We start from the raw sequence: 13,725 nt of genomic DNA on the forward strand, positions 1-13,725 counted from the left end.
TCAGGGGGCCAGATGATCGCCGTTGCGGACCTCTTCGACAGTGCGGCAGATCATTTCGCGAAGCGTGGCGGTGATGCGCTGACGGTCGGTCGGCTTCACGACCACGGTCCGACTACCGAAACTGACGTAGCGGCCGTCATTGTCGAAATCGGTGATCTGAAAGTCCTTGCGGCCCTTGGTATGCCGATTGTCCACACTGCCGAACGGGTACACCCCGACGTGCACGGTGGCCGAGGTCGGCCGACGGAAGAACTTCTCGAACTCCTCGCGCACCGTCGGACGCCATGCATCGCGCACCACCGGCGGCGGCTTTTCCAACTCCTCGATCGGGACCTGCATCGGTTTACCCTGTCCCGCACGGCATTCCGGCAGTACATCGACTACCGCGGGGACCAGATCCTCGACCGTCAGGAACAGCAGGTCCACCGCCCCGCCGTGCTCGTGATCGAGGCCGGGCTGCTGGATCGCCAGCGCGGCGTGCTGGAAATGCACGCCACCGTGCGCACGGATCTTCCGCTCGTTGCGCGGACCGTGGAATCCGGCCACCTCCACCCGCGCCTCCGGTGCCAGCAGCACCTCGACGGCGCGCACCAGATCCTCGTCCAGTTGCGGCATCACCACCTCGGCCGCGGCCCGGCGCAGCCGATCCGAATCCTCCTGGAAGACCTCGGTGGAGCGATGTCGCAGCGGATACGGGAGCACGTCCCGTCCGGTCGACTCCCAGAGCACTCGGAATTCGAGCGCGGTGAATCGCCACCGCCGCGCGGTTGTCATGCGGTCTTCCTGTTCCTACTCGCCGATGACCGGCGGGACCGTCTTCGGCGCATTGGTGAGCCCGGTGAGCTCTTCGCCGTTCTGCTGGTTGATCAAGTAATCGGGGATGCCCTTGGTGGACTCGTTCTCGTCCTTGCCGCCGCGATTGCCGGGTGCGCCCATACCGGACATACCGTTGCGCCCCGAGGTCGCGGCGGTGGTTGCGGCCGCCGCGGTGGCGGCGGCGGTGCCGGTGGGTGTGCCGGTGACGGTTCGGCCCGGCGACTGGCTGGTGGTACCGGGGGTGCCGCTCGGGCTGGCCGAACGGATCGGCGAACCCGTGGTGGTCGGCGTTGTCGTCGACGACGGGTTGGTCGCGGTGGTATCCGGCTTCGTCGATGTCGGCTCGGTGCTGGTGGTCGACGAGGGTGTCGTCGAACTACCCGTCGACTGCGTGCTCGACGGATCGGTGGACGGACTCTGCTCGGTGGGCTTGGGCTCCTGCTTGTCCGTCGGCTGACTACCCGGGGAGGAGCCGGGACCGCCGCCAGGACTGTTGCCCGGCCCGCCGCCGGGAGTTTCGCCCGGCTTCGTCGTGGGGTTGTCGGGTTTGGGGATGACCGGAACGTCGGTGTCGGTCTCCTCGATGACCGGCGCGTAGACGGTGCGCAGCACCCGGACCGCCTCGGCATGTGCGGTGCCCTCGGCCTCATCGTTATCGCGCCAGCCGCGGCCCGCGATCCAGTGCCTGGCATTCTCGACATTCGAACGCAGCTCGGGTGCGTGCGGCACCAGGGCCTTGGTCGGTTCCAAACCGGTCGTGAGTTCGGCGACCTTGCTGCCGGTCAATTTGGCGGCATTGGCCAGCTGCACCGCCTGGGTGCTGTAATCCCCGACGGCCTTGGCGACGGCGTTGCGCGCGGCCCCCTTCCAGATGCCTTCATCGGTCGCGCGTTCCATCGCCTTCTTGAAGGTATCCAACGACGTCTCGGCGCGTTTGCCGATCTCATTCCATGCGGTCGCGAGATTGTCGACCGCGGTGATATCGATCTTGTCGACCTTCTCGCGCAGCTCTGCGGTGGACGGCCGATCGAAATCGTCGCGGCCCTTTACCGAACGCGGTCGGTAATCGCCCTGGAAGCCGATGCCATTGGCGGCGCTGCGAACTCCGTCGCGCTGCTGGTTGTACTTGTCCTGCACGGCCGCCGGATCGACGCCCGGCTGACGTTGCTCACCGGCGATCCAGTCGGTGAGACTTTCCAACATCGCGGACCCGAGATCACCTGCGCTCCAATTGAACATGCCGAATCCCATGGATCAACCGCCCATCGATCGCAGCATCAACGTCACTCGGTGCGCCATCCCCACCCTCTCGACCGTCCGAAGATCCTTACCGTATCAAACGGTATCCCCACCTGCCCCTCACCAAACCGTTCTCAGCCCTGGCACTAGAGGCACAGTCGATCACCGTCTGCGCGTGGCGTTTTGGGATCATCGCCCCCATCCGTACCCGCCACTGCGACGAGGGATGGTCCCTTCTCTGCTTCCGGTACCTGCGTCGGCGCGGCAGGCGGCCCGGCCGGGTGCGGCCGCGGGTGGCGCCGCGGCCTGCTGCGGCGGGGAGATACTTCCGTATGCCCGGCCGCGGCATCAGGATGCGATCGTCGAGGATGGCGCACGGCGCGGCCGGGGACCACGTCATCGGTGCGCTGGCATGTCTACGCGTGCGGGGGTTCGCCGGTGACGATGTGGTCGGCGTGGTTGAGACCTTCGCGGACGAGGCGGGCGAGGTGGCCGTCGCGGATGCGGTAGATGACACGGCGGCCTTCACGGCGGGTGGCGACCATGCCGGTGAAGCGGAGTTTGGCCAGGTGTTGGCTGACGGCGGTGCGGGAGGCGCCGCAGGCTTCGGTGAGCGTGTTGACATCGGCCTCGCCATCGGCGAGCAGCCATAGGATGTGTAGGCGGGTGGAGTCGGCGAGCATGCGGAACGCTCCGGTGGCGGCCTCGAGGTGCGCCTGGTCGGCCACCACGGGGTGTTCGAGGCTCACCGGAGGCTCGATCGCTGGCGAATTGTCCATCCCGCTCATGTTTTATCGACTTCCTACTGCAACCGGCTCGGCTCCCGAGGGAGTGCCGATCGGCCACATCCGTGCGGCCGTCGTTCCAGCCAGTGTAGCCACGATGGCCAGCGCAAACGCGGCGGCGAGCTGGCCAGCGCCCGCGCCGACCCACCCTGCGATCGGATAGGTCACCAGGAAGCAGGCGTGCGAAAGCGAGAACTGAGCGGTGAAAACCGCTGTGCGCGTATCGGTATCGGACTGAGCGCGCAGCAGTCGCGCCGATGGGGTGTTGATCAGCGAGGTACCCGCGCCCAGGGTGATCCACGCGATCGCCAGCAGCGTCCAGCCGAGCGCGGAGGCGGGCGCGAGTCCCGCGATGAGGGCCGCCGTGAGTAGACCCACCGGCAGCAGCGCGCAGCCGGTGAGCATCAGGCGGCGGTCGGACACGGTGGTGAGCAGGAGCGGGATCGACAGGGCGATGAGCATCGAGCCGCCGCCGTAGCAGCCCAGCGCGAGGGCGACCGCCGAGGCGGGGCCGTCGAGCAGATCGCGCACGTACACAACGGTATTCACCACGACCAACGCGGTCGCAGCGGCGACGGCGAGGTTCATGGCCAGCAGGCCGCGCAGCACCGGGCGTGCCAACATGAGCTGCGCTCCCCCGGTGATCCGCCGCGCCAGCGGGATGGAGCGATCGGCGGGCACCAGCCGCGGCAGCCGAGTGCCGACCACCATGATCGCCGAAACGACGAATCCGGCCGCGGTGCCGACGAACAACAGGTTGTAGCTGATCACCGTGAGCAGCGCGGCCGCCAGCACGGGGCTGAGCAGGGATTCGAGGTCGTAGGCGAGCCGGGACAGCGTCAGTCCGCGCGTGTAGTCCTCCTCGTCGACGAGCACGGACGGAATCACCGCCTGGAACGCCGGGGTGAAGGTCGCCGACGCCGACTGCAAAATGAAGATAAGCACGTAGATCTGCCAGGCGTGTGTGACGAACGGCAGCGTCAATGCGATCACCATCCGGATCACATCGGCCGACACCAGCAGGACGCGCCGCGGCACACGGTCGGTCAGGGCCGAGATCACCGGCGCCACAAGGACATACGCGATCATCTTGATCGCCAGCGCGGTACCGAGAACCGCACCGGCATCGCTGCCCGCCAAGTCGTAGGCGAGCAGCCCGAGGGCCACGGTCAGCAACCCTGTGCCGACGAGCGCCACCACTTGGGCGGTGAACAGACGACGGAACTGGGGGTGCCGCAACACCTCGATCACACGAGCCTCCGAACCAACCGCATCCGACAAACTTGAACACCATACGACAAAGAGTGCGCAATTGCGAACATATAGACATGCTGTGCGCGATAGCTCCAGCTCCACCAGGCAGCAAATTGCGATCGCACCCAGACAGGCGTCGCGCCGCCCAGAGTGACGAGGCGCGCGCACTCCGGCACTCGCCTGGCCAGCCAGCACATCTACTGCCCGATCCCCAAGGGCACCGCGATGGCGAACCCGTGTCGTGGGAGTTCGAGCCCACCGCGTAACCGAGAGGGATCTTCATCGCGGCTTCATGAACTGCCGCTAGACCTTGCCGTATAGCTCGGCTCGTCCCAACCGAACTGCTTCCTACGACGACAGGAACTCCCATGCGCGCTTGTGCTCGCCGACCTGTTCGACGCATTGCGGTACTGATCGCACTACTGGCCGTCACGGTGGCGGCAGGCTGCTCGAGCAACAGCAGCACCTCCTCCGGCACCACGCCCATGAGCGGCACCCATAAACCGGTGTCGACCACCGACACGGACTGGAAGCCCGTCACCGACACCCTCGGCCGCACCGGCAAGTTCGGCGACAACAACACCGTCTACCGCATTCCGCTGGTCCGCTCGGACCTACAGGTGCAATCCCGGGGCGTGGCCGTCAAACCCGGCCTGTCCCTCGGCGGCTATGCCGTGTTCGGCAAATACGACGACGGGACCATGGTGATGGGCGACCTTGTCGTCACTGAGGAAGAGCTGCCCAAGGTCACCGATGCCCTGCACGCCAACGGCTTCCGGCAGACCGCGTTGCACAAGCACCTGCTCGAGCAGTCACCGCCGATCTGGTGGACGCATATCGAAGGCATGGGCGACCCGACGCAATTGGCCAACGGCCTGCAGGCCGCCCTCGCCGCCACCTCCATCGCCCCGGCCACCGCGCCGCCCGCGCAGCAGACGCCGGTCGACATCGACACCGCCGGTATCGATGCGGCGTTGGGCCGCAAGGGAACCGCCGACGGCGGCCTGTTCAAGTACAACCTGGCGCGTGCCGAAACCATCAGCGACGCGGGGCATGTGCTGCCGCCGACCTTCGGCGTCACCACGGTGATCAACTTCCAGCCGGTCGGCGACGGCAAGGCGGCGATCAACGGTGACTTCGTACTGATCGGAACCGAAGTCAACAAGGTGATCGAGGCCCTGCGCAAGGGTGGCATCGAGGTGGTCGAACTGCACAACCATATGCTGGCCGACGATCCGCACCTGTTCTACCTGCACTACTGGGCCGTCGACGACGCGGTCACCCTCGCGAAGGCACTGCGCCCGGCACTGGATGCCACCAACCTCGCCCCCGCGAAATGACCTGAGCCAGGCCCTGATCCGGCACTGTGCAAGAAATATCCGAGGGCCATGACCCCTCCTTAACTTAGTGACGACTAAGATAAAGTCAACTTAGTAGGAACTAAGTTATTCCGCAAGGGTCGATACCATTGCGACATGCCCCGCCCCCGCTCCTCGCCCCCGAACGATCGACCCCGTACCCGCCTCAGTGCCGCCGACCGGCGCGCATCGATCATCGACGCGGCCACTCAGGTGTTCGCCGAGTCGGGGTACCAGCGGGCCACCATGGGGCAGATCGCCGCTCGACTCGGTGTCACCGAACCCGTGCTGTTCCAGAACTTCGGCTCGAAGAACGCCCTCTACGCCGCCGTCGTAGCCCACGCCTCCGGCCATATGGCCGCGATGATGCGCGCCTTCGCCGAGCACACCGACTCGATCGGCGAGGTGTTGACGCAATTGCTGAACCCCGAGCACATCGACGAACTGCACTCTCCCGGCTCGCTCGGCGTCATCTTCGCCGACGCCATGACCCTGACCGCCGAACCCGCGATCGAAGCGGCCGTTCGCCAGCACGTCGGCGAATTGGCAAGTGTGCTGGGCGAAGTCATCGAGCGCGGGCAGCGCGGCGGCGAGCTGCGCGCCGATCTCGACCCCGAGGCCGGAGCCTGGATGGTGCTGTCCTTCTTGTCCGCCCACCGCTTCCGCGCCGCGGTTATGCCCGGCCGACGCCACCTCGAAGAACACCTTGCCGCAATGACTCTGCGCATGCTGCTGGCTGTTGGCGAATCACCCGAATAGCGAACGAGACCACCCTCTCGATTCGGGCGGCCGACCACTCGTCACATCCGATGGGCTCAGCGAGGCGATGACCCGCCGGATAGTCAGCTGCCAGACGCCTGGAGCAGGACGGTGATGGCCAGCCCGCCGTCCGGATGGGTGGCCGCGGTGACGGTTGCGTTGTTGCGCAGTGCGAGCGTGCTGACGATGGCCAGACCGAGGCCGCTGCCACCACGGGTGCGGGCGGTGTCCGCGCGGGTGAACGGTTCGAATGCGTGCCGCAGGAATTCCGACGCGATGCCCGGCCCATGATCTCGAACGCCGATGGCGACCGTCACGGCATCGGGGCGATCGACGTGCACGACGACGGGCGGGCTGCCGTATTCGATCGCGTTATCGAGCAGATTGGTCATGATGCGGTCGAGATCGTCCGGGTCCGCGCAGACCTGAACATCTGCCGGGCACTCGAGGGCGATGTCATGTGTGGCCGCGTTGTGGCGCGCGATCACCGTGTCGAGCAGCGGCCGCAATTCGACGGCGGGCAACGGGGCGCGGGGGGCGCGGGGCTTGCCCGTCGTGGCCGCGAGCATATTCCGGGCCAGCCGCGACAGTCGTTCCACCTCGTCGAGTGCGGAGCGCAGCGCTTCGGTGAGTTCGGCGTTGTCGCGGGGACGGCGCAGGGCGAGTTCGAGTTCGGTGGTGAGCAGGCCGAGCGGCGTGCGCAGTTCGTGGCCCGCATCGGCGACGAAGCGCCGCTCCCGCTCGACCGCCTCGTGCAGCCGTTCCAGCAGATCGTTGAAGGTAGTCCCCAAACGCGAGATATCGTCGTCGGCGGGCGGAATCGACAGACGCGCGGCCGGATCGGTGTCGGTGATGCCCGCGGCTTGGGCGCGCATGCGTTCCACCGGCCGCAAAGCGGCCATGGCCAGCAGATACGCACCGACGGCCGCGGCGATCAATACGAGCGGGAACGCGACCGCGAGTTCGCGAGCCAGCTCCGCCACGGCGGCATCGCGGTCGGCCAGACTCACCATGACCACGACGACCCGGTTGTCAGGTGCGCCGGTGGCGGCCAAGCGCACCGGACCAGCCAATTGCCCGGCCGCCGCGTGATCGACGATTACAGTCCCACGTTGTGCGGCTACCAGCTCGGAGCTCGAAAGCACCGACGGCCCAGGCAGTTCCGCAGTCGACGCGACGACCTGCCCGCTGTCGGTGAGAATCTGCACGGCGGTGTCCTCGCTCGGCCCGGGCAGCGTCGGCTCGATGGTGGCGGCCAGCGGGCGCGACTCGGCGAGCTGGTAGGTCAGCGACTCGGTCACCGACCTGTCCAAGAATGTTCGGGTATGGGTGACCGTCGCGTACCCGATGACGGCGAGCACCACGGCCATCATGACCGTGAACGCGGCGGTGAGCCGGATCCGAATAGGCCAGCGGCGAATCATGGGGCAGAACCTTCCATCCGCCCGCCATCGCGGCGCAGCCGATAGCCCGCACCGCGCACCGTCTCCAGCGAGACCACCCCGAACGGCCGGTCGATCTTGTCCCGCAGTCCGCGGACGTGGACGTCGACGACATTCGATTTCGATTCGTAGGCGAAGTCCCAACAGTGCTCGGTCAGCACCTCGCGGGTCAGTACCGCGCCCGGCTGCGCCAGGAACATCTCCAGTAACGCGTATTCCTTTGCTGTGAGCACGATTTCGTCGTCACCACGCCAACATCGTCGCTCGGTGGTGTCCAAACGTAGATCGCCGACGGCCAGGACGGTCGGCCGCGGGGCGGGTCCGCGCCGAATGAGCGCCCGCAGTCGCGCGAACAGCTCGTCCAGGTGGAACGGCTTGGTCAGGTAGTCATCCGCACCACCGTCCAATCCGCTGACCCGATCGCGCACCGCACCGCGCGCGGTCAGCATCAGCACCGGCACCCGGACTCCCTCGCCCCGCAACCGCCGACACACATCGAACCCGCTGTACCCGGGCAACATCACATCGAGCACGATCGCGTCATACGCGCGGCTCACCGCCGCCCCATACCCGTCGGGCCCGTCGACAGCGATATCGACGGCATACCCTTCCTCGGCCAAGCCGCGACGCAGCAGATCGGCCATCTTCGGTTCGTCCTCGACAATCAGCACACGCATGGTGAACCATCTCCTGTCGACGAGCACCAATTCTGCTGCAGACCGAGTCTCCGAGTTCGAAATCGAGCCGGGCAGGCATACCGCGAACCTTGGTCAGCCTATGGGCTTTCGTCCACAATCTGTGCGGCGGAGCGAGGGGGCGGCTCATGGGACCGAACGAGGAAGCGGCGGCGGCGCTCACGCCTTGCCACCGCGCGGCATCCTCGAAGAGAGATGTTCGATCGAGGAGACCTGGCGTGTCGCCGGAGGTCTGCGCACACTGCACCGGCGGCCATGTCGCGGGCAACCTCTTTACCGACAGCACGGCGAATAGCAGCGGCGAACTGGTCCGCCGGATCACCAGCCACCTCGATGCGATGAACTGGCAGCAGTTGTCGACCACCCCTACGGAATCATCGTGAACGCCAGCGGCATGGGTGAACGGCCCCCGCTGCCTGGGTGGTTCCGGGCGCCGACTGCGCGCCCCAATTCAGCATCGCGGTATCGAACAGCACCGACTGCGGCATAGCCCGAGCACAAGTCGGGCATCCGCGGGATAGGTGAATCTGATCTGCTACCCCGGCCCCAGCCCCCGCACCGGCTCGGCAAACGCTCATCAGCTGCGATAAGACAGCCCGTACGAGCCGGTGCTCGGGGGTCGAACAGTTCGTTCGAGGCCGGTGCGTACGCGATGCGGTTATGCAGCCGTCGAACTGACCGTCTACCCGCGCAGCACCGCGCCGACCGCGTCGGCGGCCGCGGCGACCGCCGAGTCGCGAGCCGCACTCGCCTCATCCTCGGTGAGCGTGCGGTCGGAGGCGCGGAAGCGCAGGGCGTAGGTGAGCGACTTGCGTCCCTCGCCCGCCTGCGCGCCCTCGTACACATCGAACAGGGCGATATCCTCGAGCAGCGCACCGCCGCCGGTGCGCAGCGCCGATTCCACCGAGGCGGCGGGAACGGTCTTGGCCACACTCACCGAAACGTCCTGCAGCACCGCCGGGAACGGGGAAACCACTGGGACAGGCCGAGATTCGCGCAGCGGCAGGGCATCGAGATCGAGTTCGAGGGCGCAGGTGCGCGGCGGCAGACCGGCACGCTCCAAGACGGCCGGATGCAATTCGCCCGCGTGCCCGATGATCTGGCCATCGACCACCAACTCGGCGCACCGTCCCGGATGCCACGGCAGATACGAAGCCGTGCGCCGCTCGATCGTCACACCCGCCGCATCACCGATCGCATCGGCGAGCGCGAAGGCGTCGGCGGCCTCGGTCGGACGTCCCGCACCCCACGGCCCGCGCGGTTCCCGGCGACCGGTGAGGACGGCGCCGATATGGACCGGCTGCGCGGGCAGCGAATCGAGCAGTTCCGTGATCTGTTCGTCGGTGGGGCGGCGATCCACCGGAAGCACGTCGACCGGGCGCACGTTCGGGCCGGGCTGCACCACCTGCGCGATGCCGAAGATCGCGAGATCACGCGCACCGCGAGAGATATTGCGCGCGGCGACTTCCAGCAGACCGGGCAGCAGTGTGGTCGCCAGTTCCGGACGCTCGGTATCGAGCGGATTCAGCACCCGCGTGGTGTTGCGGCGCGGGTCGTCGGCATCCAGGCCCCAGGTATCGAACACCCCGGCCGGGAGGAACACCGGCGGCGGCACCTCGACACATCCGGCGAAGGCCAGCGCCCGGCTCACCGCACGACGACGCCGCTGCCCGGCGGTCAGACCACGTCCGGCCGGGGCGGTCGGAATGACCGACGGGATCTGCTCGAGCCCTTCCAGCCGCAGCACCTCCTCGACGAGGTCCGCGGGCTGCGCCAGATCGGGCCGCCAGCTCGGCGGCGTGACCACCAACTGACCGTGTCCGGTGGCCTCGTCGACACCCACCTCGACCGTGCAGCCGATCTGCGCGAGGCGGCGCGCCGAGGTACCGGTCGGGTAGACCACGCCCGCCACCCGATCGGCCAGATCGATATCGATCCGGATCGGCGGCGCGGCCGGCACCGACACCCGCACATCGGTGAGCGCGGATTCCACCGTGCCACCGGCGATTTCGGCCAGCAGGTGGGCGGCGCGATCGAGCGCGGCGACATTGATCTCCGGATCAACGACCCGCTCGTAGCGCTTACCGGCCTCGGAGACCAGCTTGTGCCTGCGCGCGGTGCGGTAGACCAGCAGCGGGTTCCAGGTGGCGGCCTCGAGCACGATATCGGTCGACCCGACGCCGACTTCCGTTGTCGCACCGCCCATGACACCCGCGAGCGAAATGACGCCGGAATCATCGGCGATCACCACATCCTCGGCGTCGAGCACCCGCTCGACCTCGTCGAGGGTGCGCAGCGTCTCGCCAGCGTTGGCGGTCCGCACGACCAGACCGCCATTGAGCTTGTCCGCGTCGAAGGCGTGCAGCGGCTGCCCGAGTTCGAGCATCACGTAGTTGGTGACATCGACCGCGGGCGAGATCGGGCGCACACCCGACAGCAGCAGTCGGCGCTGCAACCACCACGGGCTCACCGCATTCGGGTCGATGCCGGTGACTCGGCGGACGGCGAACCGGGTGCACTTCGACTCCGGCTCGAGCCGGACAGACCACGCCTGCTGCTCGTCATCGGGCAGTATCCGCACGGCGGGATCGGCGTATTCCAGATCGAATCCGCACGCCAGCTCGCGCGCCAGACCGCGGGCCGAGAAGCAGTAGCCGCGGTCCGGCGTGATGTTCAACTCGATGACCGTATCGTCGAGCCCGAGCAGCTCATTGGCGTCGGTACCGGGTTCGGCGGTACCCGGCTCGAGCACCAGGATGCCCGAATGATCCTTGCCGATACCGAGTTCGGCGACCGAGCAGATCATGCCGTTGGAGGTATGCCCGTAGGTCTTACGCGAGGAGATCTGGAAGCCACCGGGCAGCACACCACCGGGCAGGACCACGACCACCAGATCGCCGACGGCGAAATTGGTTGCGCCGCAGACGATCTCCTGTAGGTCCGGATTTCCGACATCGACCTTGCAGAACCGAATCGGCTTCTTGAACTCGGTCAGCTCGGTGATCTCGGCGACGCGGCCGACCACCAGCGGCTTATCGATATCACCTGTCACCCGCTGGAGCTTGTCGACCTCTTCGACCTCCAAACCGACACGGACGAACCCGGCGTCGAGCTCCTCCGGCGTCACCGACCACTCGGGGGTGGTCCGGCGGATGATGTCCGTCAGCCAGGACTGCGCTACTCGCACTTGACGTTTCGCTCTCTCGATGGATGGAGGGTCAGGACCGGATACCGAAGGGCAGCGTGAACCGCACGTCGCCCTCGACGATGTCGCGCATGTCCGGGATGCCATTGCGGAACTGCAGCGTCCGCTCCAGCCCCATGCCGAACGCGAACCCGCTGTACACCTCGGGATCGATCCCGCTGGCGATCAGCACCTTCGGGTTCACCATGCCGCAGCCGCCCCATTCGACCCAGCCAGCGCCGCCCTTCTTGTCCGGGAACCACACATCGACCTCGGCCGATGGCTCGGTGAACGGAAAGTAGTTGGGGCGCATACGAGTCCGCGTATCCGGCCCGAACAGGGCGCGGGCGAACGCGTCCAGGGTCCCGCGCAGATGTGCCATGGTCAGGCCCTTGTCCACCGCGAGCCCCTCCACCTGGGAGAAGACCGGGGTGTGGGTGGCGTCGAGCTCATCGGTGCGGAAGGTGCGGCCGGGGCACACCACATAGATGGGCAGTTCGCGCTCGAGCAGCGAACGCACCTGGACCGGGGAGGTGTGCGTGCGCAGCACCTGGCGCGAACCCTCCGGCGCGATGTGGAAGGTGTCCTGCATGGTCCGGGCCGGATGGTCGGGCAGGAAATTCAGCGCGTCGAAGTTGAAGTGCTCGGTCTCGACCTCGGGACCCTCGGCGACCTCCCAGCCCATCGCGACGAAGACATCGGCGATCTGCTCGGAGATAACGGTGATCGGATGTCTGGCGCCGACGGCGGCCCGCCTCGCGGGCAGTGTCACATCGATCGTCTCGGCGACCAGGACGGCGGCGTCGCGCTCGGCGAGCAGCACCGTGCGGCGCGATTCGAAGGCCTCCGACACCCGGGCCCGCGCGACATTCACGCGCTTGCCCGCATCCGCCTTCTCCGACTTCGGCAGCCCGCCCAGTGCGCGCTGCGCCAAGGCCAGCGGCGCCTTACCGCCGAGATGCTCGGTCTTCGCGACCGCGAGCGCATCGAGATCGGCGGCCGCCGCAAACGCCTTCTCGGCCTCCGCCGCGGCAGCGGCCAAAGCCTCCTCGGTCAGCGCTGCGTTCTCGACTCCATCGTTGTCGTCGGCCACGATCGTTCGTCTCTCCCCTGGGGATCGGTTCGCGGGTCCGCGTGATTGCCTACCCACATTGCTGCTGGTCGAATCGTATTCGATGCGCCGAAGCCAATTCATCCGGATTACCGCCGCGTCGCGTGCCGAACCTGTGCCACCACCAGCTCGCGCAGAGTTCACCCAGGCCAGCGCCCATGCGGCGGCCCGAGCCACTCTCGGGCCGACGGGGCATACAGCAGACCAACGACGGAACAGGCAACCGCACCGATCACGATCCCATAGATCAGATCGCCGGCCAGCAAGAGTCCGAGCGCCGCCAGCAACAGCGGCAATTGGATGACGATCGCAATAACACGCAACAGCCCCCATTTCCGGCCGACGATCAACGCCACCCCCGCCAGAAAGACCACCAGTCCGAGCGCCATCAACCAGTAGATCTGAATAGCGATACCCGATTCGCTACCGATCGACCCCGCCGCCATGGCCACCAACCCCGCCCCCTCCACCGCGATCAGCCCACCCGCCACCCGCACCACAGCGGGAACGCGCCCCCGCAGCACTTCACCCCTTGGGCTCGCCACACCGCGAGTCTACCGATAGCACTCGAGCATCACTGCAGGTCGCGCAAATACCCGCACCTCCGACCTTCTACCCACCACCCACGCGCGACAGCCGACAGCGTTCGCGCTGGACAGACCACGCGTCCACCAACATGACAGCCACATGCAAGTACGCCACGCGGGAACCGGTGAAGGGACCCACCCCCGATCAGCGCATGAAGGAATGCCCAGCAGCCCACCCACCGCCACGGAAGTGCACCCGCCCGCGGCTGGCAACCTGAAGCGGCCCGAACCGCGATCAGCACGCAACGCAGCGCAATGCCCACACGGAAATGCGCCCGCCTGCGGCGGCAACCCGCGGCGAGCCCGCGACGCCGATCAGCGCAGGGCGGCGATCGCGCAGGCAGCGGTGTGCCCGCACGGCGCGGCGCGACCACACGCAAATGCGGCCCGCCCCGGACGGACGCACGGTCTCGATCAGCGAATGATTCACGACGTCGATCAGCACGGACGGCTGAACCACCCGCGCGCCGATATGAAATTGCGCCGCCACCAGCG

General features: G+C 67.3%; 13 protein-coding genes. 3 read left to right on the plus strand and 10 right to left on the minus strand.

Annotated features, from left to right (window positions below):
* From ACQP2D_RS30260 to ACQP2D_RS30275, 4 genes are all read right to left on the minus strand, one after another.
* The gene (locus ACQP2D_RS30260; RefSeq protein ID WP_433679330.1) at window positions 1-774 is read right to left on the minus strand and encodes an ESX secretion-associated protein EspG; all 774 of its coding nucleotides are present in this window, start codon (window positions 772-774) and stop codon (window positions 1-3) included.
* 15 nt (window positions 775-789) lie between these two features.
* The gene (locus tag ACQP2D_RS30265; RefSeq protein WP_433679331.1) at window positions 790-2,055 is read right to left on the minus strand and encodes a hypothetical protein; all 1,266 of its coding nucleotides are present in this window, start codon (window positions 2,053-2,055) and stop codon (window positions 790-792) included.
* Window positions 2,056-2,471: 416 nt separating this feature from the next.
* Entirely contained in the window at window positions 2,472-2,834 is a 363-nt protein-coding gene (locus ACQP2D_RS30270) for an ArsR/SmtB family transcription factor (protein WP_433679332.1), read from the minus strand.
* Window positions 2,835-2,846: 12 nt separating this feature from the next.
* Window positions 2,847-4,091, minus strand: a complete 1,245-nt coding sequence (locus ACQP2D_RS30275; RefSeq protein ID WP_433679333.1) for an MFS transporter — start codon at window positions 4,089-4,091, stop codon at window positions 2,847-2,849.
* Window positions 4,092-4,462: 371 nt separating this feature from the next.
* On the opposite strand from ACQP2D_RS30275, the gene ACQP2D_RS30280 reads away from it, so the two are divergent.
* Together ACQP2D_RS30280 and ACQP2D_RS30285 are read left to right on the plus strand one after the other, a co-directional pair.
* Entirely contained in the window at window positions 4,463-5,434 is a 972-nt protein-coding gene (locus ACQP2D_RS30280; protein WP_433679334.1) for a DUF1259 domain-containing protein, read from the plus strand.
* A gap of 135 nt (window positions 5,435-5,569) precedes the next feature.
* Complete coding sequence (locus ACQP2D_RS30285) at window positions 5,570-6,211, plus strand: TetR/AcrR family transcriptional regulator (RefSeq protein ID WP_433679335.1); 642 nt, start codon at window positions 5,570-5,572, stop codon at window positions 6,209-6,211.
* Between the two features lie 83 nt (window positions 6,212-6,294).
* Here the strand turns inward: ACQP2D_RS30285 and ACQP2D_RS30290 are convergent, their stop codons facing one another.
* Window positions 6,295-7,635: an ATP-binding protein gene (locus ACQP2D_RS30290; RefSeq protein WP_433679336.1), complete on the minus strand. Its 1,341-nt coding sequence runs from the start codon at window positions 7,633-7,635 to the stop codon at window positions 6,295-6,297.
* Entirely contained in the window at window positions 7,632-8,330 is a 699-nt protein-coding gene (locus tag ACQP2D_RS30295; protein ID WP_433679337.1) for a response regulator transcription factor, read from the minus strand. Before ACQP2D_RS30295 ends, ACQP2D_RS30290 begins: the two co-directional genes overlap by 4 nt.
* Before the next feature lie 146 nt (window positions 8,331-8,476).
* On the opposite strand from ACQP2D_RS30295, the gene ACQP2D_RS30300 reads away from it, so the two are divergent.
* Window positions 8,477-8,731 (plus strand): hypothetical protein, encoded by a 255-nt coding sequence (locus ACQP2D_RS30300; protein ID WP_433679338.1) that lies wholly within the window; start codon window positions 8,477-8,479, stop codon window positions 8,729-8,731.
* Window positions 8,732-9,030: 299 nt separating this feature from the next.
* Here the strand turns inward: ACQP2D_RS30300 and pheT are convergent, their stop codons facing one another.
* The 4 genes from pheT to ACQP2D_RS30320 all read right to left on the minus strand — a co-directional run bounded on the left by pheT (window position 9,031) and on the right by ACQP2D_RS30320 (window position 13,720).
* Window positions 9,031-11,535 (minus strand): phenylalanine--tRNA ligase subunit beta, encoded by a 2,505-nt coding sequence (pheT, locus tag ACQP2D_RS30305; protein ID WP_433679339.1) that lies wholly within the window; start codon window positions 11,533-11,535, stop codon window positions 9,031-9,033.
* 31 nt (window positions 11,536-11,566) lie between these two features.
* A complete protein-coding gene (gene pheS / locus ACQP2D_RS30310; protein WP_433679340.1) occupies window positions 11,567-12,625 on the minus strand; it encodes a phenylalanine--tRNA ligase subunit alpha in 1,059 nt (352 codons plus the stop codon).
* Between the two features lie 158 nt (window positions 12,626-12,783).
* Window positions 12,784-13,188, minus strand: coding sequence for a hypothetical protein (locus ACQP2D_RS30315; protein WP_433679341.1), 405 nt, complete (start codon window positions 13,186-13,188; stop codon window positions 12,784-12,786).
* Window positions 13,189-13,465: 277 nt separating this feature from the next.
* Complete coding sequence (locus ACQP2D_RS30320) at window positions 13,466-13,720, minus strand: hypothetical protein (protein ID WP_433679342.1); 255 nt, start codon at window positions 13,718-13,720, stop codon at window positions 13,466-13,468.
* Window positions 13,721-13,725 lie beyond the last annotated feature (5 nt).

It is taken from the genome of Nocardia sp. CA-119907 (assembly GCF_050955995.1).
Lineage (GTDB): Bacteria > Actinomycetota > Actinomycetes > Mycobacteriales > Mycobacteriaceae > Nocardia.